25 protein-coding genes are annotated in these 25,842 nt (G+C 67.4%); 18 read left to right on the forward strand and 7 right to left on the reverse strand.

The features are described from left to right. Window positions 1-158 precede the first annotated feature (158 nt). On the reverse strand, window positions 159-608 hold the full coding sequence (locus ACFVTM_RS22650; RefSeq protein ID WP_390206441.1) for a MarR family winged helix-turn-helix transcriptional regulator: 450 nt from the start codon (window positions 606-608) through the stop codon (window positions 159-161). Window positions 609-787: 179 nt separating this feature from the next. On the opposite strand from ACFVTM_RS22650, the gene ACFVTM_RS22655 reads away from it, so the two are divergent. Then, on the forward strand, window positions 788-2,041 hold the full coding sequence (locus tag ACFVTM_RS22655) for an MFS transporter (RefSeq protein WP_390206443.1): 1,254 nt from the start codon (window positions 788-790) through the stop codon (window positions 2,039-2,041). Here the strand turns inward: ACFVTM_RS22655 and iolB are convergent. Together iolB and ACFVTM_RS22665 are read right to left on the reverse strand one after the other, a co-directional pair. Continuing rightward, window positions 2,038-2,934: a 5-deoxy-glucuronate isomerase gene (gene iolB / locus ACFVTM_RS22660; RefSeq protein ID WP_390206444.1), complete on the reverse strand. Its 897-nt coding sequence runs from the start codon at window positions 2,932-2,934 to the stop codon at window positions 2,038-2,040. The two genes, ACFVTM_RS22655 and iolB, sit on opposite strands and share 4 nt — an antisense overlap. A 120-nt stretch (window positions 2,935-3,054) precedes the next feature. After that, window positions 3,055-3,795 (reverse strand): GntR family transcriptional regulator, encoded by a 741-nt coding sequence (locus ACFVTM_RS22665; protein WP_390206445.1) that lies wholly within the window; start codon window positions 3,793-3,795, stop codon window positions 3,055-3,057. 349 nt (window positions 3,796-4,144) lie between these two features. On the opposite strand from ACFVTM_RS22665, the gene ACFVTM_RS22670 reads away from it, so the two are divergent. The 6 genes from ACFVTM_RS22670 to ACFVTM_RS22695 are packed head-to-tail and all read left to right on the forward strand — an operon-like array spanning window position 4,145 to window position 10,141. Continuing rightward, window positions 4,145-5,143 (forward strand): substrate-binding domain-containing protein, encoded by a 999-nt coding sequence (locus ACFVTM_RS22670; RefSeq protein WP_390206447.1) that lies wholly within the window; start codon window positions 4,145-4,147, stop codon window positions 5,141-5,143. 53 nt (window positions 5,144-5,196) lie between these two features. Then, on the forward strand, window positions 5,197-6,246 hold the full coding sequence (locus tag ACFVTM_RS22675) for an ABC transporter permease (protein WP_390206449.1): 1,050 nt from the start codon (window positions 5,197-5,199) through the stop codon (window positions 6,244-6,246). 13 nt (window positions 6,247-6,259) lie between these two features. After that, entirely contained in the window at window positions 6,260-7,177 is a 918-nt protein-coding gene (locus ACFVTM_RS22680; RefSeq protein WP_390206451.1) for an ATP-binding cassette domain-containing protein, read from the forward strand. Between the two features lie 32 nt (window positions 7,178-7,209). Further along, the gene (locus ACFVTM_RS22685) at window positions 7,210-8,325 is read left to right on the forward strand and encodes a Gfo/Idh/MocA family oxidoreductase (RefSeq protein ID WP_390206452.1); all 1,116 of its coding nucleotides are present in this window, start codon (window positions 7,210-7,212) and stop codon (window positions 8,323-8,325) included. Beyond that, window positions 8,325-9,110 (forward strand): TIM barrel protein, encoded by a 786-nt coding sequence (locus tag ACFVTM_RS22690; protein WP_390206454.1) that lies wholly within the window; start codon window positions 8,325-8,327, stop codon window positions 9,108-9,110. The genes ACFVTM_RS22685 and ACFVTM_RS22690 overlap by 1 nt, the downstream gene beginning before the upstream one ends. Then, a complete protein-coding gene (locus ACFVTM_RS22695) occupies window positions 9,107-10,141 on the forward strand; it encodes a Gfo/Idh/MocA family oxidoreductase (RefSeq protein WP_390206456.1) in 1,035 nt (344 codons plus the stop codon). The genes ACFVTM_RS22690 and ACFVTM_RS22695 overlap by 4 nt, the downstream gene beginning before the upstream one ends. A gap of 117 nt (window positions 10,142-10,258) precedes the next feature. On the opposite strand, the gene ACFVTM_RS22700 is transcribed toward ACFVTM_RS22695, so the two are convergent. After that, a complete protein-coding gene (locus ACFVTM_RS22700) occupies window positions 10,259-11,032 on the reverse strand; it encodes a gamma-glutamyl-gamma-aminobutyrate hydrolase family protein (protein WP_390206457.1) in 774 nt (257 codons plus the stop codon). Between the two features lie 39 nt (window positions 11,033-11,071). On the opposite strand from ACFVTM_RS22700, the gene ACFVTM_RS22705 reads away from it, so the two are divergent. From ACFVTM_RS22705 to ACFVTM_RS22720, 4 genes are all read left to right on the forward strand, one after another. Continuing rightward, on the forward strand, window positions 11,072-11,566 hold the full coding sequence (locus ACFVTM_RS22705) for a polyketide cyclase / dehydrase and lipid transport (protein ID WP_390206458.1): 495 nt from the start codon (window positions 11,072-11,074) through the stop codon (window positions 11,564-11,566). Between the two features lie 14 nt (window positions 11,567-11,580). After that, window positions 11,581-12,288 (forward strand): FadR/GntR family transcriptional regulator, encoded by a 708-nt coding sequence (locus ACFVTM_RS22710; RefSeq protein ID WP_390206459.1) that lies wholly within the window; start codon window positions 11,581-11,583, stop codon window positions 12,286-12,288. A 194-nt stretch (window positions 12,289-12,482) separates the two neighbouring features. Continuing rightward, complete coding sequence (locus ACFVTM_RS22715; RefSeq protein WP_390206461.1) at window positions 12,483-13,856, forward strand: MFS transporter; 1,374 nt, start codon at window positions 12,483-12,485, stop codon at window positions 13,854-13,856. A gap of 27 nt (window positions 13,857-13,883) precedes the next feature. After that, window positions 13,884-14,660: an SDR family NAD(P)-dependent oxidoreductase gene (locus tag ACFVTM_RS22720; protein ID WP_390206463.1), complete on the forward strand. Its 777-nt coding sequence runs from the start codon at window positions 13,884-13,886 to the stop codon at window positions 14,658-14,660. 146 nt (window positions 14,661-14,806) lie between these two features. Here the strand turns inward: ACFVTM_RS22720 and ACFVTM_RS22725 are convergent, their stop codons facing one another. After that, window positions 14,807-15,742, reverse strand: a complete 936-nt coding sequence (locus ACFVTM_RS22725; protein ID WP_390206465.1) for a matrixin family metalloprotease — start codon at window positions 15,740-15,742, stop codon at window positions 14,807-14,809. Beyond that, window positions 15,742-16,929 carry a VIT1/CCC1 family protein gene (locus ACFVTM_RS22730; RefSeq protein ID WP_390206466.1) on the reverse strand — a complete coding sequence of 396 codons (1,188 nt, stop codon included), beginning with the start codon at window positions 16,927-16,929 and terminating at the stop codon, window positions 15,742-15,744. Before ACFVTM_RS22730 ends, ACFVTM_RS22725 begins: the two co-directional genes overlap by 1 nt. Before the next feature lie 259 nt (window positions 16,930-17,188). On the opposite strand from ACFVTM_RS22730, the gene ACFVTM_RS22735 reads away from it, so the two are divergent. Further along, entirely contained in the window at window positions 17,189-17,425 is a 237-nt protein-coding gene (locus ACFVTM_RS22735; RefSeq protein ID WP_390206468.1) for a hypothetical protein, read from the forward strand. Window positions 17,426-17,535: 110 nt separating this feature from the next. Here the strand turns inward: ACFVTM_RS22735 and ACFVTM_RS22740 are convergent, their stop codons facing one another. Further along, entirely contained in the window at window positions 17,536-19,059 is a 1,524-nt protein-coding gene (locus tag ACFVTM_RS22740; RefSeq protein ID WP_390206470.1) for a sodium:solute symporter, read from the reverse strand. 284 nt (window positions 19,060-19,343) lie between these two features. Between ACFVTM_RS22740 and ACFVTM_RS22745 the strand changes: the two genes are divergently transcribed. The 6 genes from ACFVTM_RS22745 to ACFVTM_RS22770 all read left to right on the forward strand — a co-directional run bounded on the left by ACFVTM_RS22745 (window position 19,344) and on the right by ACFVTM_RS22770 (window position 25,751). After that, window positions 19,344-19,919: a helix-turn-helix domain-containing protein gene (locus ACFVTM_RS22745; protein ID WP_018775913.1), complete on the forward strand. Its 576-nt coding sequence runs from the start codon at window positions 19,344-19,346 to the stop codon at window positions 19,917-19,919. Between the two features lie 85 nt (window positions 19,920-20,004). After that, a complete protein-coding gene (locus ACFVTM_RS22750) occupies window positions 20,005-20,769 on the forward strand; it encodes a hypothetical protein (protein ID WP_390206472.1) in 765 nt (254 codons plus the stop codon). 239 nt (window positions 20,770-21,008) lie between these two features. Further along, complete coding sequence (locus ACFVTM_RS22755) at window positions 21,009-22,418, forward strand: ammonium transporter (protein ID WP_390206474.1); 1,410 nt, start codon at window positions 21,009-21,011, stop codon at window positions 22,416-22,418. Continuing rightward, on the forward strand, window positions 22,415-22,756 hold the full coding sequence (locus ACFVTM_RS22760) for a P-II family nitrogen regulator (protein WP_390206476.1): 342 nt from the start codon (window positions 22,415-22,417) through the stop codon (window positions 22,754-22,756). The genes ACFVTM_RS22755 and ACFVTM_RS22760 overlap by 4 nt, the downstream gene beginning before the upstream one ends. Before the next feature lie 152 nt (window positions 22,757-22,908). After that, window positions 22,909-24,051, forward strand: coding sequence for an agmatinase (gene speB, locus ACFVTM_RS22765; protein ID WP_390206478.1), 1,143 nt, complete (start codon window positions 22,909-22,911; stop codon window positions 24,049-24,051). Further along, window positions 24,048-25,751, forward strand: a complete 1,704-nt coding sequence (locus ACFVTM_RS22770; RefSeq protein ID WP_390206480.1) for a thiamine pyrophosphate-binding protein — start codon at window positions 24,048-24,050, stop codon at window positions 25,749-25,751. Before speB ends, ACFVTM_RS22770 begins: the two co-directional genes overlap by 4 nt. Window positions 25,752-25,842 lie beyond the last annotated feature (91 nt).

Below are 25,842 nucleotides of genomic sequence, written 5' to 3' on the forward strand. Positions count from 1 at the left end.
CGCTGCTCTTCGGATAACGAACTATGTGAATGCAAAAAACTGCTCCCCGGGAGTCAGAACTGAATTTCTCAGTCCAACTTCCGGGGAGCAGTTCACGGTTTTCCGTGGGGCGGGGCTTTCTGCGTTAGATCGCGGCGTCGCGCTGGGCAGTTGTCGCCCTAGACGCCGGCGTGCAGCCGGGGGAGGGCGTCCACCAGCGGTGCCAGTTCCGGGACTTCCTGGGCCTCGGCCAGTGCCCGCTCCAGCGTGGCGTCGTGGACCGGCCTGCTCTGCTCGAGCAGCGTGATGCCGCTGGGCGTGAGTTCGGTGTAGATCCCGCGGCGGTCATCCGCGCACAGGATCCGGGTCAGCAGCCCGCGGTCTTCGAGCCGGTTGACCAGGCGCGTCGTGGCGCTCGCGCTCAGCGCCGTGGCACGGGCCAACTGCTGCATCCGCATATGCCAGCCGTCCTGCCGGCTCAGCGCGTCCAGCACGGTGTATTCCACCACCGAGAGCTGCGCCTCGGCCTGCAGGGAACGCTCCAGCTCGGCCTCGATCAGGCCGTGCAGGGCCGCCAGGGTCCGCCAGCCTTGCGCCCGGACCTCGACGGCGTCGTCCTTGATGCCCATCTGCTGATTCCCTTCAGCTCGCGTGCCCGACTTGGTGCTGCCGGACACATCAAATAATAGTTGCTTGCGCGCTGTATCTGCTTGTGCAACAATTTCTAATGCACCAATAAATCACGCGTCTGCAACTACTAGCTTACGCGCCATACCCCCTTCCGTACAGCTTTGTAAGGAGCACCTCCATGCCTGTTGGCCTGATAGCCCTCGCCCTCGGCGGGTTCGGCATCGGACTCACCGAGTTCGTCATTATGGGCCTGCTGCCCCAAGTGGCCGCAGACTTCCACGTCACCGAGGCCACCGCGGGCTGGCTCATCTCCGGCTACGCGCTCGCCGTCGTGGTCGGAGCGCTGGGCCTCACCGCGGCCGTGACGCGATTCGAGCGCAAGCCGGTGCTGGCCGTGCTGATGGTGCTGTTCATCGCCGGCAACCTGGTCTCCGCCATCGCCCCCGACTACGGACTGATGATGGCCGGCCGCATTATTGCCGCGCTCGCGCACGGTGCGTTCTTCGGCATTGGCGCCGTGGTGGCGGCCAGCATGGTGGCGCCCAACAAGAAGGCCGGCGCGATCGCGATCATGTTCACCGGCCTCACGGCCGCGAATGTGCTGGGTGTCCCGTTCGGCACCATGCTGGGCCAGGCCGCGGGCTGGCGCGCCACGTTCTGGGCGATCACGGTGATTGGCGTCCTCGCCCTCGCCGGCATTCTCGCCCTTGTGCCCAAGACCGGCTCCGGGGAGAGCGGCGCGGATTCCACACCTGCCCCTGGTGGCCTGCGCGGCGAGCTCCGTGCCTTCCGCTCCGGACAGGTCTGGCTCTCCATCCTGGTCACCATCCTCGGCTACGGCGGCATGTTCGGCGCCTTCACCTACATTGCGTTCACCCTGACCGAGGTCACCGGCTTCTCCGCCACCACCGTCCCGTGGCTGCTGATCCTCTTCGGCGTCGGGCTCTTCATCGGCAACACCCTCGGCGGCAAGGCGGCCGACAGGAATGTGGACCGCACCCTGCTCGTGGTGCTCGCCGTCCTGGTGGTGGTGCTCGTGGCCTTCGCCCTGACCGCCGGTAACCAGCCGGTGACCATCGCCACCATGGTCCTGTTGGGCGGCTTCGGCTTCGCCACGGTTCCCGGGCTGCAGATGCGCGTGATGAAGTACGCCAGCAGCGCCCCCACCCTGGCCTCCGGTGCCAACATCGGCGCCTTCAACGTCGGCAACGCCCTGGGGGCCTGGCTGGGCGGCATCACCATCACCGCCGGCCTCGGTTACACGTCGCCGATCTGGGCCGGCGCCGGGATCACCCTGCTTGGCCTGGCGGTCATGGCGTTCGCGGCAGCCGCTGCGAAGAAGCACGACGCCGGCCGGCCGGCCGACGTCGTCAGCTCCGGTATCGGGACCGAAGCCGAGGCGGAGACCGAGACGGAACTGCAGCGGGCCTAGCGGCCGAACGGCAGCCGCGGGTCCAGGTCCTGGTCCTCCCAGGTCTGGCGGATCCAGCCGTGGTGCGGGTCGTCGCTGATGAGCCACTCGCGGACCGGGCCGGGCCCCGCCATGACGTTGAGGTAGTACATGTCGTAGCCCGGGGCAGCCATGGCGGGCCCGTGCCAGCCGTAGGGCACCAGGACGACGTCGCCGGTCCGGACCTCGGCCGAAACGTCGATGGGCCGCTCATCGGAGGCATAGACGCGCTGGTAGCCGATGGCGTCCTCGGCGCCCGGACGCTGCGGTGCCCCGGGCGTCACGCGGGTTTCGAAGTAGTAGATCTCCTCGAGGCTGGTCTCGCCGTCCTTTTCCTCATCGTGCTTGTGCGGGGGATAGGAGGACCAGTTGCCGGCCGGGGTGAGGACCTCGCAGACAATGAAGCGGTCCGCCTCCAATGCCGCGGGGGTGCCGAAATTGTGGACCTGACGCGAGCAGTTGCCCGCTCCGCGCAGTTCCACCGGCGTCTCCGCGGCCGTGATGAGGCGGGCCGGGTAGGAGGCCTTGGCCGGGGCGGTGGCTACCGCCACCCGGCCGCCGTCGGCCGAAGTGATGGTGACCGCTTTGCCGGTTCCCGTGTAGAGCACATCGCTGGGACCGCTGAAGACGCTGTCCCGGCCGGCCAGCGGATAGTCCTGGCCGTCCACCGTCGCCACGAAGGAGCCGTTGAGCGGGATCACGATGCGTTCCTCCGCCGCGGCGTCCAGTCCGACGGCACCGCCGGCCGCCAGCGTGGCGACCTTCAGCCCGGTGTGTGCCCAGCCGTCCACCGCCAGTGCGGAATCGGACGCACCGATGGAAATGTCCCACTTGCCGTCGGAGGCGGTGCCGAGCGGATAGACCCAGTTGGCCATGGAAGCTGCCCTTTCGTTGTCGCGCCGGAGGAAGGCGCGTATGTCTGGTCGGAGATGGTTGCGCCGGTGGTTGAGCGCCCGTCCCTGAACCCTTGCCTGTGAAGTCTTAGCTGTGGACCCTCATCTTTGAACCAGTGTCATTTCAAAGCTGTAGGAATCCGCCCGGTAGACGTGGTGGCCGGTTTCCACCATGCGCCCGGTGTCGTCGACGGCGGTGCGCTCCATGGTGACCAGGGCGGAGCCGGCCGTGGTCTCAAGCAGCGGGGCCTGGTAATCGTTGGCGATCATTGCGCCGATCCGCTGCGAGGCCAGGCGGAAGTTCACGCCGCCGTTGCGAAGGATGGCGTAGAGGCCCTGTGAGGCCAGGCCGGCCTCGTCGATGGACGTGATGTCATCGCGCACCCAGTTCTCCATCAGGGCCAGCGGCTTGCCGCCGACTTTCCGGAGCCTGGTGAAGTGGTACACCTTGGCGCCGGCAGGAAGCTGGAGTGCCGTCCGGATCGAGGCGTCCGCCTCCTCATGCGAGAAGCTCAGCACATCGGTGGTGGGTTTGCTGCCGTTGTTGCTGAGGTCGTCGTAGAGGCTGGAGAGCTCCAGCGGACGGCGGACCTGGCTGGACACCACCTGCGTGCCCACGCCGCGTTTGCGCACCAGGAGCCCCGAACGGACCAGCTCGTCCATGGCTTTGCGCATCGTGGGGCGGGAAAGATTGAGCTGGGCGGCCAGATCGATCTCATTTTCCAGCCGGCTGCCGGGCTCCAGCAGGCCCGTGTGGATCGCGGCCTCGATGCCCTGCACCACTTGGTGGTACAGAGGCACGGGGGAAGAACGGTCGATCCGCAGATTTAGTTGATTCGCCACTGGGCGCGCTCCCTTGTGCTCCGCGGCGGCCGTAGTGCAGGCCTGTCCGCGTATGTCAGGCGCATGTTCGCTTGATAGGACATACTGCCTTTTTCTGATAGTAGCAGGGCTGCCAAGAGCGGCCAAGGGTTCGTGTTGGACGCCGGGGGAGTATGGGGCTGGCGGGTACTTCTGGAATGGTCGGTTTGGCGAAAATGTCGCCTCAGTCGCATTGCGTTACGTCAAAACATCCTAATGTCAGGACAAACTATTGACAACTGTGATTGGAGTCACCATGATCGGTGGTAGATGGCTCACGGACCGACGCGATGAAGCGGCCGGCGTGGCCCAGAATCAAAGGAGATTGATCGTGACCAAGTTCTCGTGGCGGAAGGCGACCCTCGTGGCGGCCGTTGTACCCATGCTGGCCCTGAGCGCGTGTTCCAGTACAGGCGGCAAGCCCGCAGACACCGGCAACGCAGCCGGCGGTGGCGGCCAGGCCGTCTCGACGCCCCGGCTCAAGGTCGCCCTTATCACCCACGCCTCGGGCGGCGATACCTTCTGGGACATCGTCCGCAAGGGCGCCGAGGAGGCATCGGCGAAGGACAACGTTGAGCTCCTCTACACCTCCGACCCCGAAGCCGGGCGCCAGGCCCAGCTCGTCCAGCAGGCCATCGACCAGAAGGTTGACGGCATCGCTGTCACCCTCGCCACGCCGGACGCCCTGAAGGACGTCCTGAAGAAGGCCACCGACGCCGGCATCCCCGTCGTAAGCCTCAACGCCGGTGAAGGGGTCTCCCAGGCCCTCGGCGCCTTCACTCACTTCGGTTCCAACGAGCAGCTCGCCGGCGAGGCCGTCGGCACCAAGCTCGCGGCGGAGGGCTACAAACACCCGGTCTGCGTGATTCAGCAGCAGGGTCACGTCGGCCTTGAAGCGCGCTGCGCAGGCGTCAAGGCTAAGGTGCCCGGAACGGAAATCCTCTACGTCGACGGCAAGGACATGACCGCCGTTCAGTCCACGGCGACCGCCAAGCTCCAGGCCTCCAAGGACGCCGACGTCATCATCGGCCTCGGCGCCCCCATCACCCTCACGCTCCTCAAGTCGGTCACGGATGCCGGCAGCTCCGCCAAGGTAGCAAGCTTCGACCTGAACGCGGATCTCGCCCAGAAGATCGTTGACGGAGCTGTCCTTTTCACCGTGGACCAGCAGCCGTGGCTGCAGGGTTACGGCGCAGTCGATGCGCTGTGGCAGAACAAGCGCGGCGGATTCAAGCTGGGCGGCGGACAGTCGGTCCTCACCGGCCCGAGCATCGTAGACAAGAGCAATGCGGCTGATGTCCTGAAGTTCGCCCAGCAGGGTATCCGCTAACAGTCCGCTGGCCGGGCCGGCCCTGCGCCGGCCCGGCAGCAAGGAGAATCATCATGACCATCACCCAGACTAAGACAGAGTCAGCGGCGCCCGATGAGCGCGTCGCCAAGCGCAGTCCGTTCCAGAAACTGCTGGGACGTCCCGAGGTCGGTGCCCTGGTGGGCGCGATCGTCCTTTTCATCTTCTTCGCGTTGGTGTCCCCGACGTTTACCCAGCCCAACGCCTTCGCGACCATCCTGTACGGTTCCTCCACGATCGGGATCATGGCCGTCGGGGTGTCCCTGCTGATGATCGGCGGGGAGTTCGACCTCTCCACCGGCGTCGCGGTGATCACCTCGGCGCTGACCGCGTCGCTGTTCAGCTGGAACTTCAGCACCAACGTCTGGGTCGGCGTGGGCCTGGCCCTGGTGGTGTCCCTCTCGATCGGGTTCATCAACGGCTGGATCCTGATCAAGACCAAGCTGCCCTCCTTCATCGTGACCCTGGCGACGTTCCTGATGCTGACCGGCCTGAACCTGGGCCTGACCCGGCTGATCGGCGGCTCGGTGTCCTCACCCTCGATCTCGAACATGGACGGCTTCGCCTCCGCCCATGCGGTCTTCGCCTCCTCGATCAGCATCGGCGGCGTCGAGGTCAAGATCACCGTGTTCATCTGGTTCGCGCTCGTCGCGGTGGCCACCTGGGTGCTGATGCGGACCCGGGTGGGGAACTGGATCTTCGCCGTCGGCGGGGACGCGAACGCGGCCCGCGCGGTGGGTGTGCCGGTCAAGGCCACCAAGATCGGGTTGTTCATGGCCGTGGGGTTCTGCGCCTGGATCCTGGGCATGCACAACCTCTTCGCCTTCGACGCCGTGCAGTCCGGTGAGGGCGTGGGCAACGAGTTCCTCTACATCATCGCCGCGGTGATCGGCGGCTGCCTCCTGACCGGCGGGTACGGATCGGCGATCGGCGGCGCGATCGGCGCGTTCATCTTCGGCATGGCCAACAAGGGCATCGTCTACGCCCAGTGGAACCCGGACTGGTTCAAGTTCTTCCTGGGCCTGATGCTGCTGCTGGCCACCATCGTCAACCTCATCGTCAAGCGCCGCGCGGAACTGAAGTAAAAGGGGCCCGGAAATGAATGCCAAAGAGATCGACCAGCAGACCCTGCTGCAGAACGAAAAAGACCCGCTCACCCACACCCCGGTGCACCTGCTCTCCCTCGACGGGGTCGCCAAGCACTACGGCAACATCATCGCCCTCTCCGATGTCACCATGGCCGTGGACAACGGACGCGTCACCTGCGTCCTGGGCGATAACGGCGCGGGCAAGTCCACCCTGATCAAGATCATCGCCGGGCTGCACCAGCACGACGCCGGGACCCTGAAGGTGATGGGCGAGGACCGCACATTCACCTCCCCCCGGGACGCCCTGGACGTCGGCATCGCCACGGTCTACCAGGACCTCGCGGTGGTGCCCTTGATGCCGATCTGGCGGAACTTCTTCCTTGGCTCCGAACTGACCTCCGGGTTCGGCCCGTTCAAGAGCCTGGACGTCGAGAAGATGAAGGAGATCACGCTGAAGGAACTCGCCGCGATGGGCATCGACCTGCGCGATGTGGAGCAGCCCATCGGCCAGCTCTCCGGCGGTGAACGCCAGTGCGTCGCGATCGCTCGGGCCGTGTATTTCGGCGCGAAGGTCCTGATCCTGGACGAGCCCACCGCGGCCCTGGGCGTGAAGCAGTCCGGTGTGGTCCTGCGCTACATCCTGCAGGCCCGCGACCGTGGCCTCGGCGTCATCTTCATCACCCACAACCCGCACCACGCCTTCCCCGTCGGTGACCGGTTCCTGCTGCTCAAACGCGGCAAGTCGATCGGCTACTACGACAAGAAAGACATCACCCTCGACGAGCTCACAGCCCAGATGGCCGGCGGCGCCGAACTCGCCGAACTCGCCCACGAACTCGAACAACTCGGCGGCCACGGCGACATCGTCAAGGAAGTCCAGGGCGAAGTCGCCGACGTGGCCCAGACGACCGGCAACACGTACGCGTAAGCGCCGTCCCAATTCTCGAAAGGACAAAGCCTTTGGCTTACCTGAACGGCAACCCCTCCGATATGTCCGTGCCCGTGCGGATCGGTCTGATCGGCTCCGGCTGGATGGGCGCCTTCCACGCCGAGAGCATCGCCCGCCGGGTCCCCGGCGCCGTCCTGGCCGCCATCGCGGATCCGAACCTGGAATCCGCCGAGGCGCTGGCCGGCGCCCTGGGCACCGCGAAGGTGACCGCCGACGCCGCCGACCTCCTTTCCGACCCGGAGATCGACGCGGTGGTCATCGCCAGCCCCGCGCGCTTCCACTCCGCATTGATCGGCGAAGCCGCGGCCGCCGGAAAGCACGTCTTCTGCGAAAAGCCCGCCGGCCAGGGACTCCAGGAACTCGACGTCGCCCTTGCCGCCGTCGACGCCGCCGGGGTGCACTTCCAGATCGGCTTCAACCGCCGCTACGCCGCGGACTTCCAGGCGGCCAAGAAGGACCTCGCCGCCGGGATCGCGGGGAAGCCCCAACTGATGCGTTCGCTGACCCGGGACCCGGGCACCGGAAGCATCGGCCACGCCGCAAGGATCCCGGCGTGGACCATCTTCATCGAGACCCTCATTCACGACTTCGACACCCTCAACTGGTTCAACGAAGGCGCCGAACCCGTGGAGGTCTACGCCGTTGCCGACGCGCTCGTGGAGCCGGAACTGCGGGACCAGGGCCTCCTGGACACCGCCGTCGTGACCATCCGCTACAGCAACGGCGCGATCGCCGTCGCCGAGGCAAACTTCAGCGCACTGTACGGCTACGACATCCGCGGGGAGGTCTTCGGTTCCCGCGGCATGGTCCAGGCCGGACGGTCCACCGAAACCGCCGCCCGCCGATTCACCGCCGAGGGGATGTCCGCCGACACTCCGCGGCTGAACGTCGAACTCTTCCGCCAGGCCTACACGGATGAGCTTGTAGACTTCGCCGACGAGGTCCGGGCACGGCGCGACGGCCGGCGTGACAGTACGGAGCCGTCGGCGAAGCCGTTCACCCTCACCCCGGTGGCCAATGACGCCCGGCGCGCGCTGGCCATCGCCCTGGCCTGCATCGAATCGGTCAAGCAGGGGACCCCGGCAACGGTCAACACAGTGGCCGTCAACGAGAAGGCGGTCCTCTGATGCGGCTTGCCGTGTGCGCCGAGATGGTCTTCACCGACCTGCCGTTCACGGAGCGGGTGCGCCGGATCCACGAGGCGGGCTTCGACGTCGAACTCTGGGACTCGCGCTCCAAGGACATCGGCGCGCTCAAGGCCACCGGGGCGGTGTTTTCGTCCATGACCGGATATACGTCCGGCAGCCTCGTGGACCCGGACACGGCGGACGATGTTGTGCGGACGGCCGAGACCCTGATCCCTACGGCCCTGGAGCTTGGCGTCAGCCGGTTGGTGGTCCACCCGGCCGAACTTGTCGACGGCCAGGCAGCCCGGCCGGTCTACCGGTCCAGCGGCCACATGTGGGCCACGGGCGCCCGGACCCTGGAACGGCTCGGGAACCTCGGTGCGAAGCACGGGGTGACGTTCTGCCTTGAGAATCTGAACACCATCCTGGACCACCCCGGCATCCCGCTGGCCCGCGCCAAGGACACCCTGGCGCTGGTGCAGGCCGCCGGGCACCCGAACGCCAGGCTCATGCTGGATCTCTACCACGCCCAACTGGGGGAGGGGAACCTGATCGAACTCGTCCGGAAAGCCCTGCCATACATCGGCGAAATCCAGCTGGCGGACGTTCCAGGCCGTTGTGAACCCGGAACCGGGGAAATCAACTACGCGGCCGTCGCCAGGGCGCTCGCGGACGCGGGCTACGAAGGGACCGTGGGTATGGAAGCATGGGCCAGCGGGGACAGCTATGCGGCCTTGGAGGCCTTCCGTTCGGCGTTCACCGTGACCGCGAAGGCAGCCGCATGAGGGACGTCGTACTCGGACTCGTCGGGGTCGGACGGATCGGCGTCATGCACGCCAACAACATCGCCGCCCTCAACGAGGTCCTGAATCCGGACGGGATCAACGTCCGGCTCCGGCTCACGGACGTCGCCGAAGAGCACGCCCGGACCGTGGCCTCCGGCCTCGGTGCCGAATTCCTGCCGTCGGTCCAGGCCCTGCTGGGCTCCGGGCTGGACGGCCTGGTCATCGCCACCGGAACCGGAACCCACCCTGAGCTCATCAAGGCCGGGGTGGACGCCGGGATCCCGGTGTTCTGCGAGAAGCCCGTGGCCCTGAACGTCGCCGATGCCCTGCCGGTGCTCGATTACATCCGGGAGCGCCAGGCCGTGGTGCAGATCGGGCATCAGCGCCGGTTCGACGCCGGCTACCTTGAGGCACGCCGTGCCTACCAGGCCGGCGAACTGGGTTGGATCCACTCCCTGCGGGCCGTCACCTGCGACATGACGCCGCCGCCGGTGGAGTTCCTGGCCAGTTCCGGCGGGCTGTTCCGGGACTGCTCGGTCCACGATTTCGACATCCTGCGCTGGCTCACGGGCCGGGAAATCGTCGAGGTGTACGCCAAGGGCTCCAACAACGGGGACCCGGCCATCGGCGAAGCCGGCGATGTGGACACGGCCCTCGCGCTGGTGACGTTCGACGACGGCACAGTGGGAACGGTTTCCGCCACCCGCTACAACGGGGCCGGCCATGATGTCCGGCTGGAAATCCAGGGCTCCCGCAGTTCGCTGATGGTGGGCCTGGACGACAAGACGGCGCTGGCCTCCGCCGAAGCCGGAATCACGTTCCCCGTGGGGAAGCCGCACCTGACATTCGCCGAGCGGTTCGAGGCGGCCTACCGCTCCGAGATGGCCGCCTTTGTGGAGCTGATCCTTGGCCGCCGGGAGAACCCCTGCACCCCGGAAGACGCCGTGGCGGCCTCCAGGGTGGCCGACGCCGCCCAGGAATCGCTCGCCACCGGCGTGCCGGTCCGCGTGGCCCTCAGCGTCGCCAGGTGAGCGCCGCCGGGTGAGCGGTGAGCGCCGCCGGCTGGTCTGGCAGAATGCAGTGAAACGCAGACCCCGGGGCTCATAGCCCCGGGGTCTCCGGTCATCTGGTCTCCGTTTCATCTGGCCTCAGCGGCGGGCACGGCACACTTCGACGAAGGCCCGGAACGGGGCGAGCCGCTCCCCGGCCGGGATTTCCAGCGCCTCGGGGTGCCACTGGACCGAAGCCACCCAGCGCTCCGGATCCTCCAGCGCCTCGACCGTCCCGTCATCGGCCACGGCCGTCACCGTCAACCCTTCGGCCACCCGGGCCACGGCCTGATGGTGGCCGGACGCGATCTTCACGCTCACGGCACCAGATTCGCTGCCGTACAAGGCGGCCACCTTGGAGCCGGCCCGGACGCCCACCTCATGCCAGGCCCACGGGCCGGACCCGTGCACCGGCGCGGCCTCGTGGTGCACCACGGTTCCCGGCGCCATGTCCTGGACCAGGGTTCCGCCATAGAGCACGTTGAGCAGTTGGTGCCCGCGGCAGATGCCGAGCACGGGCAGCCCGGCGTCGATCGCCTGCCGCGCCACCGTGACGTCCAGCGCGTCCTGGGCCTGGTTGACGTCGTAGCAGACCTCGGTCTGCTCCTCGCCGTAAAGGCCGGGGTCGAGGTCGCCGCCACCGGGAAGCACGACGCCGTCAAGGGTCGTCAGCGCCGCCGCAAGGCCGCCGTCGGCCGGCTCCACGGCGGTGAGCAGCACCGGTTCGCCGCCGCCCTCACGCAGCAGCTCCACGATGTACTCGAACAATCCGTTGGCTTCCGCCACACGCGGGTCAGGGTCTAAGGAGCTGCTGAGGCGGACGGGAACGCCGATCCGCGGCCGGCCGCCGGGGAGGTTGCGGGAAGTCTGCATGCCTCATTCTGCAGCATGATCCCGGACTAGGATTGCCAGATGAGCGCCCGTTACCTCGTGTCCCGCAGCCGGTACATCCCGGCCGCCCCGGAAGCCATCTTCGACGTGCTCGCCACGCCCGCCCTTCACAGCGTGATCGACGGCTCGGACACCGTGAAGGGCGCCCAGTCGCGCGGGCCCCGGCGGCTGTACCTCGGCGCCAGGTTCGGCATGCACATGAACATGCGGGTGAACTACAAAATCCTCAACAGCGTCTGCGAGTTCGAGGAAGGCCGCCGGATCGCGTGGCGGCACTTCTACGGCCACGTGTGGCGCTACCTGCTCGAACCGTCCAGCGGTGCGGACGGAACCGCCGGCACGCTGGTCACCGAGCAATGGGACGCGCGGCAGGTCCGCGGCAAGAGCCTTCTTCGGCTGGCGGGCTACCTGCGCCGCCATCCGGGCAACCTGGAACAGACGCTGGCCAAGCTCGACGCATACATGGCCGGGTCTGCGGACTTGGGTAATGTGGATGGGAGCACGAAACGCGACTGAAGGTGGGAATCGGGATGGGCCGCAGGACTCTGGTCGACGAGCTCGTCGACGGCCTGCTGACCGAAATCCTTGACGGCAAGCTCCAGCCGCACAGCACGATTCCGCCGGAAGCCGACATCGCCAAAGCTTACGGCGTCAGCAGGCTGACCGTGCGCGAAGCCCTCAAGGCCCTCCGCGCTCAAAACATCCTCTACGTGAAGGCCGGCCGGGGGACGTTCGTCAATCCCACGGACAACTGGACCGGCCTGGACGCGATCTTCAAGGCGGCTTCGCATGGCAACGCGGCCGAACAGGTCTCGGTGGGACTGATCGAGATGCGCCGCATGGTGGAGACCGGGGCCGCGGCGCTCGCCGCCAAGCGCTACACCCCGGAGCACGCCGAGCAGATGCGCGCGTGCATCGCGGACATGAAGCGCTTCCACGAGGCCGGCGACCTGGACCGCTTCGTCGAAGCGGACATTGGCTTCCACGATGCCGTCCTGAGGGCCTCCGGCAATCCCTTCGTCCGTGCCCTGTTCGGCCAGCTGGGCCAGTTGCTGTACATGACCCGGCGCGAAACGTCGGCCGTCAGCGTGATCCAGCAGCACGCCATCGATTACCACCAGCGGGTCCTGGACAGCATCCTGAGCGGCGACGCCGAGCGCTCGCGGCAGGCCATGGATGAGCACATGGACCAGACCAATGCGGACTACGAGCGCTACGTGCGCGGCGTCAAGTCCTGACGTCCATCCCAAGGCCCTTGACGTAATCCGAATCACATTCTAAGCTCGTGCCTAGTCCTTGAATCAGATGTCTGACATCTGACTCAAATAAACATCCTGCACCCCACGCTTCCACGCGGGCAGGATCTCCACCCCAATCCACCGACTTCCTCACCCGGCACAGCCGCAGGGCAGGAACTCACGTAAGAAGGTCGATGATGACTTCATTAGCCCCCAAGTCCTCCGGACTCGGCGAACTGGGCGACCGCACGCTCCGCAAGGTCCGCCGTCGCGTCATGCCCCTGATTGTCCTGCTCTACTTCGTTGCCTACCTGGACCGCAACAACGTCGGCTTCGCCAAACTCACCATGAGCGAGGACATCGGCCTGACCGCCGCTGCCTACGGCCTTGGCGCCGGCATCTTCTTCCTCGGTTACGCCCTCCTCGAGGTTCCCAGCAACGCGGGCATGTACCGGTTCGGAGCCCGCAAGTGGCTGGCCCGCATCCTGATCACGTGGGGCATCTTCGCCACCGCCATGTGCCTGGTGAACGGTGAGACCACCTACTACATCATCCGGTTCCTGCTCGGTGCCGCCGAGGCCGGGTTCTTCCCGGCGATCCTGTTCTACCTGACGCTGTGGTTCCCCGCCGCGCAGCGAGTCACCGTGCTGGGCATCTTCATCCTCGCCCAGCCGGTATCCAACGCACTCGGTGCCCCGGTCTCCGGGCTCCTCCTGCAGATGGACGGCATCATGGGCCTGCAGGGCTGGCAGTGGCTCTACATCATCGAAGGCATCCCGGCGATCGCCCTCGGACTCCTGACACCCATCCTCATGACGGACCGCCCGCGGGACGCCAAATGGCTCGACGTCGACGAGCGCAACTGGCTCGCCGCCACCATGGACGCCGAACTGGCGGCAAAGTCCCAGTCCGGGAAGCACAACTTCATGGCCGGGCTCAAGGACAAGCGCACCCTGGTCTACTCCGCCCTGTACTTCGGCCTGGTGTGCGGAATCTACGGCCTGGGCCTGTGGATGCCCACCATCGTCGCAGCCCTCGGCAAGTTCTCCACGGCCGAGGTCGGCTTCATCGTCTTCATCCCCTACGCCGTGGCCGCAGTATTCGTCTACTTCTGGAGCAAGCGCGCGGACCGGACCGGCAAGCGCGCCTGGCACACAGCGGTCAGCATGGTGCTCGCGGGCGTTGGACTCCTGGCTGCCGGCTACCTGCTGCCGGTCAACCCGTTCCTCGCGATGGTCGGCCTGACGCTCTCGGCCATGGGGATCTACGGTGCCATCGCCCCGTTCCTCTCGATGCCCTCTGCCGCCCTGACCGGTGCGGCCGCCGCGTCCGGACTGGCCCTGGTGAACTCCCTCGGAAACCTCGGCGGCTTCATCTCCCCGTACGCCGTCGGCCTCCTCAAGGACGCCACCGGCAGCAACCAGAGCGGCCTGCTGTTCCTCTCCCTCTGCCTGTGCCTCACCGCCCTGGCCACCTACCTCTACGCCCGCAAGCGCCCGGAAGGCGACGCTGCCCTTGACCCCGCAGTCGCGGCGGCTGCCGCCGTCGACCCGGCCAAAGTACCCTGATCCGAACTCCCTGAAGGAACTCCCGTCATGACATCAGTTACCCCCTTCCCCACTGAGCGCACCGTCGTCCTGACCGGCGCAGCGTCGGCCCGCGGCATCGGCCGCGCCGCCGCCGACCGCCTTGCCAGCGAGGGCTGGTCCATCGCCATCCTGGACATCAACGCCGAGGACGCCGCCGCCGCTGCCGCCGAGATCGGTTCCAACCGTGCCGTCAAGGCCATCGGTGTCGGCGCGGACGTCTCCGACTCCGCGTCGGTAGACCGGGCCATCACCGAGATCGAGGGCTCGCTGCCCCCGATCGTTGCCCTGGCCAACCTGGCCGGCATCAGTTCCCCGACACCGTTCATGGACACCACCGTCGAAGAATGGGACAAGGTGTTCGCCATCAACATGCGCGGATCCTTCATCGTCTCCCAGCGCGTGCTCAAAGGCATGATCGAGCGCAAGCTCGGCCGGATTGTGAGCATCTCCTCGATTTCCGCGCAGCGCGGCGGCGGCACCTACTCCAAAGTCGCCTACAGCGCCTCCAAGGCCGGCATCATCGGATTCACCCGGGCACTGGCGCGCGAAGTGGGCGAATTCGGCGTCACCGTCAACGCCATCGCCCCCGGCCCGATCGATACCGACATCATGGGCGGCACGCTGAGCGAGGACCGCAAGGCCCAGATGTCCGAAGGGATCATGATGGGACGCGTCGGCAGCCGCGAGGAAGTGGCGGCCCTGATCTCGTTCCTGCTCGGCCCGGACGCCGGCTACATCACCGCGGCCACGTACGACATCAACGGCGGCCTCCAGGTCTCCTGACCCCGAGCCCCCCGAGCCCCCAGTCCTGGCCCGCCCCCGCATCCCACCCCGTTGCGCTATCAGTTTTAGGCCTTAAAACCCCCGAATGGCCGCCAAAAGTGATAGCGCAACTGGGGAGGGGCGGGGGTTCCTGGCATGTCGGCCGGTCAGAGATCCTTGCGGCACTGGGCGTGGCCGAGCTCGTAGAGTCCGTTCAGGTCGCCGTCGGCAAGCCCGTCCGGGGCGCCGATCTCCGGGTACATCAGCTGGGCCGGGTCATCCACATGCTCCAGGCCCATCACGTGGCCGAGTTCGTGCAGGATCACGGCGGTGGCATAGGCCGCACCATCGCCCCGGTCCAGGTCCTCGGCGATTTGCGGGGCATCCAGTTCCAGGCTGCCGGTGACAAAGCTCTTGGGACCGTCGCCAAAACTGAAGTGGGTGCTGCCGCCGGTGCCGATCACCGGGCCTTTGAGCTGCGGGGCCTGTTCCGGTGTGGTCCAGGCGATCAGCAGCGGCGCCCACCGGTCCCCGTAGGTGTCCTTCTGGTAGGGCGCCCGGGTTGGCGAGGGAGTCTCCGTTGTGGGGCCGTCGCTGATGAACGTGATTCCGGTGGCCTCCGAGATCGTCCGGATGGAATCTTCCACCAGCCGTTCGGCACCATGCGGCGCCAGGGCGGCGTTGATCACGTAGTGCAGCGGCCGGCACGGCGAATAACCCACCGGGGTGCCGTCGTCGTTCGTTGCGAGGAACTTGTACGAGGTGCTGGCGCCCTCCGGTTTCCGGGGCGTGCCGAGGGGCTGGTCCTGCTCCTCGAGGCCGGGCGGGGGAGTGTCCGCCCGGTCCCCGGTGGCCGGCACGGCAGGCTGGCCCGACTCCTGCCCGGACCGCGGCTGTGCCTGCAAGTCACGGCCGGCAATGTGCCCGGGTCCGCGGCTGACCTCGAACAGGCCGGTGAATCGGGGATCGCCGTAGACAAGTCCGGCCGTGAGGAAGGCCCCGCTGGCGATCACGGCAGCGGCGGCAAGGTTCCTGACAACCCGCAGTGCGGTGGCGGGCCGGCTGTGCCGCGGCCCGCGGTCCCTGAATTCAGGGCCGTCCACTAGCCAACCACGGCGCCAAAGACCAAGCCCAGCAGGTAGGTCACGCCGGCGGCGCCCACGCCGATCGCCAGCTGGCGCAGGCCGCGGGTGGCCGGCGAAGTGCCGGAGAGCAGGCCCACGACGCCGCCGGTGAGCAGCAGCGCCAATCCGACGAGGACCGCCGACACCACCAGGGCGGCCAGTCCTGTCATGCCCAGCAGGAACGGAATGATGGGCACGATCGCGCCGGAGGCGAAGAAGCAGAAGCTCGACGCCGCCGCGCCCCACGCGGTGCCGACGGCCTCGTGCTCGTCCCCGGTTTCGGGCAGTTCCGGCCGCAGCGACAGGCTCGGGTCGCAGTCGCAGTCCAGCAGGCCCATCCGCTCCGCGACGCGGTGCTCGGCCGCCTCCCGGGACATGCCGCGGGCCAGGTACACGAGCAGGAGTTCGTTGTGTTCGATATCCAGCAGCGGGGCTGCCGCCAGCGTGATCTGGGTGGGGCGGGTTGCGGCGAGGAGCTCCCGCTGCGAGCGCACGGAAATAAATTCGCCGGCCCCCATGGAGAGCGCACCGGCCAGCAGCCCGGCGACGCCGCTGAGGAGCACCACCTGGCTGCCCACGCCCGAGGCCGCCATGCCCATCACCAGGGACAGGTTGCTGACCAGCCCGTCGTTGGCGCCGAAGACGGCGGCGCGGAACGTTCCCGCCAGGCGGTTCCGGCCCCGGGTGGCCAGCCCGCGGACCACTTCTTCGTGGATCTGCTCATCAGCGACCATGGCCGGCGTGGCGAACGATTCAGTGGCGTAGGGGGAGCGGCTCTCCGCCCGCTGTGCCAGGGCCAGGACGAAGACCGAGCCGAAGTGCCGGGCCAGGAAGCCCAGGAACCGGCTGCGGAGGGAGGCATGCCGGTCCTTGCCGGCGTGCTCGCCGAGCAACTGCAGCCAGTGGGCTTCGTGGCGCCCCTCGGCCTCGGCCAGCGCCAGCAAGATGGCACGCTCCTCGCCTGCGCGGTTCTGCGCCAGGTCCCGGTAGACGGCCGCTTCGGCGCGCTCATCGGCGAGATACTGGCGCCAGCGCTTGATGTCCGCGGCGCTGGGATCCGAATTCAGGCCGGACCGGGCTGCCGGGTCCGTGGTGCCGCCCGAAGAGGCTTGTGTCGGGTGTGGCTGCGAAGAATCGTTGCGGTTCGATTCGGTGTGCTGAGACACGAAAAACTCCTGGGTTTGGTCGGGCGTGGTCCGGCCCCATTGCGTCTCCAGACTACCCCGTATTTCCGCGCTTTTTCGGCTGGCCGTCCTCAGCGGAAGGTTTAGGGAGGCCGTAACGGGACTGCCTCGCCGGGGCCGCCCGCAGCTGTTTTCCCGTGGCACTTGCGGGACCTTGACCGTCCGTGTCCGCGGTGTTCGAATGAAACCCAGGGCGGGCTCCCCGGGGCTTGCCGCCACCGAGTCGCACGGAGGTTGCACCATGGATATCACCGGATCACATCCCGGCCAGCCGGCCCGGGAGTCCCTCGAGTCCGATCCCGCATACGACTACGCCGAAGATGCGCCCGTGAGCGACGCCGCGGAAACGGAGGAAGAGGGGCTCCTCGAAGAGGCCGATCGGCTGGTTCCCCTGGACGCCGAGGACTTCCTGGGCGACGAGAAACCTGTGGTGTCCCTGGAAGGGGAGGAGTTCCTTGAGCCTGAGGAGAATGAGTGATTCGCTAAAGGCTTTAACGTCCGACGGCGGTGCCTCCCCCTGTGAGGGGAGGCACCGCCGTCGGACTTATCCCGCGGAACCTAAGCCAGCGGAACCTAAACCAGCGAAAACTAGTGCGCCGGAACAGTAATCGATTCGTCCTCGGATGCCTCGCCGGCAACCCGCCGCTTCCAGTTCTCCATGACCGCGGGATCCGTGGGCTTGGTCAGCAGTGACACCGCGATGTAGACGATCGCGGAGGCCGCCAGGCCGAAGTAGATCGGTTCGTTGGCGTAGATCCCGTCCAGCGGTACCGCGGCGTTGATCTCCAGGATGATCATGGTGCCGAGGGTAATGATTGAACCCACCGCCATGGAGGCCGCCGCTGCGTGACCGGTGCCGCGCTTCCACACCAGGCCGCCGAGGATGGCCACGAGCAGGCCTCCGACAAGGATGTCGTAGGCGATGGTGAGCGCCGCGACGACATCCTTGGTGATAACGGCGATGATGATCGCCACGATGCCGAGCCCCAGGACCCACATGCGGTTGGCTTTGACGTCGTGTTCCGGGTTGTCCGTGTCGGCGGTGTTGATGTTCTTGCCGAACCAGCTGGCGACGAACGGCAGCACATCGGCGCGGGCCACGGTGGCGGCGGCGATCAGTGCGCCGGAGGCAGTGGACATCATGGCGGCGACAGCCGCGGCGAGCACCAGGCCGCCGATGCCGATCGGCAGGATCTGCGTGGCGACCTCGGCGTAGACAACGTCCTTGCCCAGGTTGGCGACGTCGATGTCCGGCAGTGCGACGCGGGCGCCGAGGCCGATCAGGGCGCCGGCCGCACCGTAGAGGATGCAGTAGACGCCAGCGGTGGAGCCGCCCCAGCGCGCCACCTGGGGCGTCTTGGCGGTGAACACGCGCTGCCAGATGTCCTGGCCGATCAGCAGGCCGAGGGTGTAGACGACGAAATAGGTGATGATCGTCTGGACACCGATGCCGTCGATCTGGAAAAAGCTGGCGTCAACACGGGCGCGGATGCCGTCGAGGCCGCCGGCGGCGTTGAGCGTGAATGGCAGCATCAGGACGAAGATTCCAACAGTCTTGATGACGAACTGAACCTGGTCCGCCAGGGTGATGGACCACATGCCGCCGATAGTCGAGTAGATCAGCACGATCGAGCCACCGACGGCGATGGCGAGCGCGCGGTCCCAGCCGAAGAGCACCACGAAGATGGTGGCGTACGCGCTGGTGGAGGTGGCGCACAGCATCAGCGTGTACGCGAGCATGACGATGCCTGAGGTCTGCGTGGACTTGGTGCCGTAGCGCAGGGTCAGCATCTGCGAAACCGTGTAGATCTTCAGCTTCTGGATGGTGGGGGCGAAGAGCAGGCTCAGCAGCAGGACGCCGGCGCCGATCGCGACCACGAGCCACATGCCGGAGATGCCGAACTTGTAGCCAAGGCCCACGCCGCCGACCGTCGAGGCACCGCCCAGGACGACGGCGGCCATGGTGCCGGTGTAGAGGAACGGGCCGAGACGGCGGCCGGCGACAAGGAAGTCGCTGTTGTTCTTGGTGCGGGACTTGCCCCACCAGCCGAACGCCAGCATGGCGATCAGGTACACCACCACAATGGCGATGTTGACGAAACTTGCGTCCATTTTAAGGGCTCCTTGGAGCTGGTTGGCAGCGTGTGCGGGGATTGCCGGGCCTCAACGATGCGTTCGGCAAGTCTGCTGCTGCGTGACGGGGTTGGAGGAGGATGTCCGTCGGAACGTCCGGTATTGCCTAATAGGCAACACATGTTGCCAAAAAGCGTACGTTGTGACCCCGGTAACAGTCAAGATGCCCTGCGTGCCTTCGCCGCATCCGCGTCACGAAGGCCCGCTCCGGCTAGGATTGCTCCAATGATGGGGCCAAGCGGCCGGCCGTGAAAGGTTCGTAGATGAAGGCTCTACCAGTTGAACCGAGCAACGTTCCCGTTGCCATCGGTTCGCGGATCCGTGCCGCCCGGCAGTCCCAGCGGCTCACGATTGAACAGGTCGCCGACGCCACCGGGCTCACCAAGGGGTTCCTGAGCCGGGTCGAGCGCGACCTCACCTCGCCCTCTGTCGCCTCCCTGGTGACGCTGTGCCAGGTCCTGTCCATCTCGATCGGCGACCTCTTCGCCGCCCCCGAAACCCACCTCACAAAACAGAACGAAGGTCCCCGGATCTCGCTCGGCGGCGAGGGGATCGTCGAGCGGCTCCTGACCGCACGCTCCGAGCGCCGGGTCCAGATCATCCAGGCGGTGATCGAACCGCGCGGGCGCGGCGAGTCCGAGCTCTACGCCGTGGACTGCGATGTCGACGTCCTGCATGTGGTCAAGGGAAGCATCCGGCTGATCCTCACCAATGAGGAATTCGAGCTCAGCACCGGGGACACCGTGACCTTCCCGGGCCGGGAACCCCACACCTGGGTCAATCCCACGGACGACGCCGTCGAGGTGCTCTGGGTGCTGGTGCCCGCCGCCAGCCGTTGAGGGCAGACTGGAAGTAACCAATCCGGGCCATCTGGAAATATAGAAGACGAGCCGAAACCGCACGTCAGTTCAACTGGGGGATTCCATGAACCGCAAGAACGTCTTTCTGTCCCTGCCGCTGGCCGCCGCGCTCGCGGCTGCACTTGGCCTCAGCTCCTGTGCCGCGCCGGCCCAGCGTGCCGGCGAGGCGGGCAGCGGCCCTGCCGGTTCCGCGACCACGGCCCCGGCGTCGCAGGAATCCGCCGCGGCATCGGCAGCGTCCTCCGCCCCGGCCGCCACGCCCACCTCCAGCGCCGCCTCTCCTTCCGCTTCCGCCACGCCGACGGCGAGCGCGGTGGCGGGCGTGAAGATGTTTACCTTCCCGGACGGGCACCTGTCCTTTTCGTACCCGAGCAACTGGTCCATCCGGACGGTGGGCTCGGCCGAGAACGCCAGCAAGCTGCAGGGCGTGCAGGCCGTCATCGCCGACTCCACGGGCAATGAAGTGGCCTCGATCGTCAGCAGCACCAACGGCAGCAGCGCCTCAGGCCCGGTGGCCCGTACCGTGTTGGACGCCGCTCCGGTGCCGGGGCTGAAAGACGTCGACGGCGAACAGCTGGCCTTCGGCTTCGCGTTTGATTCCTTCGCCGACCAGTCCGACTTCCACATGAGCGTCCGCAAGGAGCGCGACTTCGCGCCGTCAGTCTCCAACTCCGGCTCCGCCTACATCAGCTTTGCCAACGGCGGGGCCGAAGCCAAGGTGCTCTTCGGCAGCCCGGCGTTCGCCTCCGTCGATTCCGCCAAGGCCTGGATGATCACCGAGCAGTACAGCCAGCTGAAGCGCCTGCTGCTCAGCCTAAAATACAGCTGACCTGCGCGGTTCGTGGCGGGACGGCCCTGGTGAGATGTACGTCACATCCCGGAAATCTGCCGGAAACGGCAAATTAATGCCCGGAGCCGTCCCGTAACGTGCCCGCAAGAATCGGAAAGCCTTCCCGAAACATGCCGTGGGTAGCGTCATCCGCGGGGGACGTGCAGCAGTCCCACACGACACATGGTCTCGCCGAATCGGCGCCCTCGGAGCGCCGGCACTCGAGGAAGGCTCCCGCAATGAATTTCTCTGTTCTTGCAGTAGGAATGGAAGTGGATCCGCAGGTCCTTGACCCCGGATCGACGGCGTGGATGCTTACAGCGTCCGCCCTTGTCCTCCTGATGACCCCCGGGCTCGCCTTCTTCTATGGCGGCCTCGTCAGAATGAAGTCAGTCCTCAACATCATGATGATGAGCTTCGGTGCCATGGGCGTCGTGGCTGTCGTCTGGGCCCTGTGGGGCTACGGCCTGGCCTTCGGCCCGGACGCCCTCGGCGGCTTCGTCGGGGACCCCTTCACCAACTTCGGCCTGAGCGGGCTGACCAGCAGCATCGGCTCGAAGGCGCCAGGCCTGCCGGACATGATCTTCGTCGGCTTCCAGGCCACGTTCGCCATCATCACCGTCGCCCTGATCAGCGGCGCGGTCGCCGAGCGCGTCAGGTTCGGCCCCTGGCTGCTCTTTGCCGCCCTCTGGGTCACGCTCGTCTACGCGCCGATCGCGCACTGGGTCTGGGGCGGCGGGATCTTCGGGCCCACGGGCATCATCGGCAGCAAGATCTCGGCCCTCGACTTCGCCGGCGGCACTGTGGTCCACATGAACGCCGGCATCGCCGGACTCATGCTGGCGGTGGTCCTCGGCAAGCGGCTCGGCTTCATGAAGGACCCCAACATCCGCCCGCACAACCTGCCGTTCGTCATGCTCGGCGCAGGGCTGCTCTGGTTCGGCTGGTTCGGCTTCAACGCAGGCTCCGAACTCGCCGCCGACGCCACCGCCGCGCTGGCCTGGACCAACACACTGCTCGCCACGAGCGCCGCCCTGCTGGGCTGGCTGTTCGTCGAGCGTCTGCGGGACGGGCATGCCACCTCGCTCGGCGCCGCCTCGGGCGCAGTCGCTGGACTCGTGGCCGTCACCCCGGCCTGCGGCTTCATCGACCCCGTCGGGGCAATCCTGATCGGCGCAATCGCCGGGGTGGCCTGCGCGCTCGCCGTTGGGCTGAAGTTCAAGATCGGACTCGATGACTCCCTGGATGTCGTGGCCGTGCACTTCGTTGGCGGCCTGTGGGGGACACTCTCCCTCGGATTCTTCGCGCTTCCATCCGCCAAGACCGGCGGCGGACTCTTCTACGGCGGCGGCCTGGCGCAGTTCTGGCCACAGATTCTCACCGCGCTGATTGTCACGGCATGGAGCGCCGCCATGACCACCCTGATTGGCTTCGCGATCCACAAGGCCATCGGCATGCGCGTTTCCGAGGCCGACGAGCTCTCCGGCATCGACGTGACCGAGCACGCCGAAACTGCCTACGAACTCCTCATGGTCGGCGGCAGCTTCCACCCCGGTGACCCGCATCCAAAGACCGAGGCTGCGGCAACCCAAGCCCAGCCCCAGACCCAGCCCGAAAGTGAGGCCGCCCGCGGCAAGGTGTCGACATGAAGCTCGTGACGGCCATTGTGCGACCGGACCGGGTTGACGCCGTCAGCGCAGCCCTGGAGCGGTCCGGAGTCAACGGGCTGACGGTAAGCCAGGCCAGCGGCTATGGCCGGCAGCGGGGCCACACCGAGGTGTATCGGGGCGCCGAATACAACTCGGACCTGCTGCCCAAGGTGCGGCTGGAGGTGCTGGTCAACGAGGACGCCCTGGGCGCCGTCCTGGCCGCCATCGTTGAAGGCGGGCGCACCGGCGCCTTCGGCGACGGAAAGATCTGGATCATTGACGTGCGCGACGCCGTCCGCGTCCGGACGGGGGAGCGGGGCGCCTTGGCCATCGCGTGAGACCGGGGCTGGTGGCGGGCCTCCGGGCCCGGGCGGCTCGGAGGAGCAGGCTCCGAATCCGAGTCTAGGTAAACAAATGATGCGCAATGCGAAACTTCGAGTGTATGATGGCTGTCACAACCGTCGGTCAATCCTCGAAGGAGAGGCTTCTTTTGGAAGAGCTGCGCATCGAGGCCAATGGCAACCTTGGCCCCATCGATTCATCCCGCGTCCCGCGCTACGCCGGGGCCGCCACCTACGCCCGCCTGCCGCGCCTGGACCAGGTGGCCAAGGCGGACGTCACGGTGGTCGGCGTGCCGTTCGACTCCGGCGTCTCCTACCGCCCCGGCGCCCGCTTCGGGGCCAACGCGGTCCGTGAGGCCAGCCGGCTGCTGCGGCCGTACAACCCGGCCTGGGACATCAGCCCCTTCGAAAACATCCAGGTGGCCGACGCCGGCGACATGGCCGTCAACCCGTTCAACATCAACGACGCCATCGAAACCATCCAGCAGAACGCCCTGGACCTGACGGCGTCCGGCAGCAAGCTGGTGACCCTTGGCGGCGACCACACCATCGCCCTGCCGCTGCTGCGCGCCGCCGCCGAGCGCGCCGGCGGGCCCATCGCCATGCTGCACTTCGATGCGCACCTGGACACCTGGGACACCTACTTCGGCGCCGAGTACACGCACGGCACGCCCTTCCGCCGCGCCGTCGAGGAAGGCATCCTGGACACCGAGGCCATCAGCCACATCGGCACCCGCGGCCCGCTCTACGGCAAGAAGGACCTCGACGACGACCACCGCTTCGGCTTCGGCATCGTCACCTCGGCGGATGTCTACTACCAGGGCGTCCTGGAGACGGTGGCCAAGGTCCGCGACCGGATCGGGAACCGCCCGCTGTACATCTCGGTGGACATCGATGTCCTTGACCCCGCGCACGCACCCGGCACCGGCACGCCGGAAGCCGGCGGCCTCACCAGCCGCGAACTGCTGGAAATCATCCGCGGCTTCCGCGGCATGAACCTCGTCGGGGCCGACGTCGTCGAGGTCGCCCCGGCGTACGACCACGCCGAGATCACCGGCGTGGCGGCCAGCCATGTCGCCTACGAGCTCGTGACCCTGATGGCGGACCGCGCCGTGGAAGGCGACCGCTTCGGTGCCCCGAACGGCTACGCGGCCCAGGCCCTTGGCCAGGAATCCCGCCGGCCCGCCGGCTTCGCCGGCGCGGCTGCAAGCAGCAAGTCAGTAAGCACCCCGTCCGCAAGCACACCAGCCGAGTCCATCCGGATCACAGAACCCGCGGAGGCCCTCAAGTGATCGACTTCGACCCCGGTACTGCCGCCCCGACCAAGGGCACCAACGTCCGCAACGGCGGGGACCTCGTCGTCGAAACCCTCGAGGCGCTCGGCGCCAAGACCGTCTTCGGCATCCCGGGCCAGCACGCCCTGGGCCTGTTCGATGCGATGGGCCGCGGGAACCTGCACTTTGTCTCCTCCCGGGTGGAGAACAACTCTGCCTTCGCCGCGGACGGGTATTCCCGCGCCACCGGCGAGGTCGGTGTCCTGTTCCTCTCCACCGGCCCGGGCGCGCTGACGTCCCTGGCCGGGCTGCAGGAGGCCTACGCCACGGGCGTGCCCATGGTGGTCGTGGCGAGCCAGATCCCCCTCGAAGGCCTGGGCGCCCGCCGCAAGGGCATGCTGCACCAGCTCGACGACCAGAAGGCCTCGGCCGCGAACGTCACCAAGTCCCAGCGGCTGATCCAGCATGCCTCGGGGATTCCCTCGGCGATCCAGGATGCCTGGACCGAGGCGATCTCCTCGCCGCAGGGTCCGGTATGGCTGGAAATCCCGCAGAATGTCCTGCTGGATCCCATCATGGTGCCCCCGGTGGAGGATGCCCTGGCCGAAGCGGCCGACAACCCGCCCCGGGTGGAGCTGGTCCGCGAGGCGGTCAAATGGCTCGCGTCGGCGGAACGGCCGGCGATCATCGCCGGCGGCGGCACACGCCGCGGGCGAGCTGAGAAGCCGCTGCTCTCCATCGCCGAGAAACTCCGCGCCCCGGTCATCTGCACGCCCGGCGGCAACGGCGCGTTCCCGTGGAACCACGAGCTCTCGCTGCAGTCCTGGATCGAGGACCGGTACATGACGGATCTGCTCGAGGACGCAGACGTGCTGATCGTGATCGGCTCGTCCCTGGGCGAGGTGACGTCGAACTACTTCACGTTCGAACCGCGCGGCCGGATCATCCAGATCGACGCCGAGCCCCGGGTGCTGGAATCCAACCGGCCCGGCCTGGGCATCCGCGCCGACGCCGGGCAGGCCCTCGCCGCGCTCGACGCCGCCCTGACGGAACCGCACGCAGAGCGCGCGGACTGGCACGGCACCGCCCCCGAGGCCCTGGTCAAGGAGACCCTGGCGAAGGTAACGGCCCGGCTGGAATCCCAGGACCTGGCCAAGGAACTGAAGTTCATGGCCGACATCCGCGAGGCCGTCCCCGCGGACATGCAGACCTTCTGGGACATGACGATCTCGGCCTACTGGGGCTGGAGCTGCTGGGACGCCCGGCAGGGCCAGTTCCACTCGGCCCAGGGCGCCGGCGGGCTCGGCTACGGCTTCCCGGCGGCCATCGGCGGCGCCGTGGGCCTGGAAACCACCGGAAAACCCGGCGGTTCGGCACGCGTGCTGGCCGTGTCCGGCGACGGCTCCTCCATGTACTCCATCTCCGAGCTCGCCACCGCGAAGCAGCACAACATCCCGGTCACCTGGCTGATCGTGGACGACGGCGGCTACGGCATCCTGCGCGAATACATGGTCGGCGCCTTCGGCAAGGCCACCGCCACCGAGCTGTCCCGGCCCGACTTCGTCAAGCTCGCCGAGTCCTTCGGCGTCCCGGCCGTGCGGGTCGCCCCCGAGGACGTCGGGGACGCACTGAAGGCCGGCTTCGCCGCGGACGGCCCCAACGTCGTCGTCGTCGAAACCCTGCTCAAGATGTTCGGCCCCACCCACCTGGCCACCTAGCCGGGCGGGCGGCACTGCCCTCAACAACACAGCGCAACACCGCACAACACAGCACAGCGGACCGGCCGGGTCCGCCCCTCACCGTGAGGGC

Origin of the sequence: Arthrobacter sp. NPDC058130 (assembly GCF_042884475.1) — a bacterium.
In the GTDB taxonomy this organism is placed as follows: Bacteria; Actinomycetota; Actinomycetes; order Actinomycetales; family Micrococcaceae; genus Arthrobacter.

Bases quoted from the DNA above. Each gene is read 5' to 3' on its own strand.
- ACFVTM_RS22650 (WP_390206441.1), bottom strand. From the start codon at position 608: ATGGGCATCAAGGACGACGCCGTCGAGGTCCGGGCGCAAGGCTGGCGG.
- ACFVTM_RS22655 (WP_390206443.1), top strand. From the start codon at position 788: ATGCCTGTTGGCCTGATAGCCCTCGCCCTCGGCGGGTTCGGCATCGGA.
- iolB (WP_390206444.1), bottom strand. From the start codon at position 2,934: ATGGCCAACTGGGTCTATCCGCTCGGCACCGCCTCCGACGGCAAGTGG.
- ACFVTM_RS22675 (WP_390206449.1), top strand. From the start codon at position 5,197: ATGACCATCACCCAGACTAAGACAGAGTCAGCGGCGCCCGATGAGCGC.
- ACFVTM_RS22680 (WP_390206451.1), top strand. From the start codon at position 6,260: ATGAATGCCAAAGAGATCGACCAGCAGACCCTGCTGCAGAACGAAAAA.
- ACFVTM_RS22690 (WP_390206454.1), top strand. From the start codon at position 8,325: ATGCGGCTTGCCGTGTGCGCCGAGATGGTCTTCACCGACCTGCCGTTC.
- ACFVTM_RS22695 (WP_390206456.1), top strand. From the start codon at position 9,107: ATGAGGGACGTCGTACTCGGACTCGTCGGGGTCGGACGGATCGGCGTC.
- ACFVTM_RS22700 (WP_390206457.1), bottom strand. From the start codon at position 11,032: ATGCAGACTTCCCGCAACCTCCCCGGCGGCCGGCCGCGGATCGGCGTT.
- ACFVTM_RS22705 (WP_390206458.1), top strand. From the start codon at position 11,072: ATGAGCGCCCGTTACCTCGTGTCCCGCAGCCGGTACATCCCGGCCGCC.
- ACFVTM_RS22710 (WP_390206459.1), top strand. From the start codon at position 11,581: ATGGGCCGCAGGACTCTGGTCGACGAGCTCGTCGACGGCCTGCTGACC.
- ACFVTM_RS22715 (WP_390206461.1), top strand. From the start codon at position 12,483: ATGATGACTTCATTAGCCCCCAAGTCCTCCGGACTCGGCGAACTGGGC.
- ACFVTM_RS22720 (WP_390206463.1), top strand. From the start codon at position 13,884: ATGACATCAGTTACCCCCTTCCCCACTGAGCGCACCGTCGTCCTGACC.
- ACFVTM_RS22735 (WP_390206468.1), top strand. From the start codon at position 17,189: ATGGATATCACCGGATCACATCCCGGCCAGCCGGCCCGGGAGTCCCTC.
- ACFVTM_RS22740 (WP_390206470.1), bottom strand. From the start codon at position 19,059: ATGGACGCAAGTTTCGTCAACATCGCCATTGTGGTGGTGTACCTGATC.
- ACFVTM_RS22745 (WP_018775913.1), top strand. From the start codon at position 19,344: ATGAAGGCTCTACCAGTTGAACCGAGCAACGTTCCCGTTGCCATCGGT.
- ACFVTM_RS22750 (WP_390206472.1), top strand. From the start codon at position 20,005: ATGAACCGCAAGAACGTCTTTCTGTCCCTGCCGCTGGCCGCCGCGCTC.
- ACFVTM_RS22755 (WP_390206474.1), top strand. From the start codon at position 21,009: ATGAATTTCTCTGTTCTTGCAGTAGGAATGGAAGTGGATCCGCAGGTC.
- ACFVTM_RS22760 (WP_390206476.1), top strand. From the start codon at position 22,415: ATGAAGCTCGTGACGGCCATTGTGCGACCGGACCGGGTTGACGCCGTC.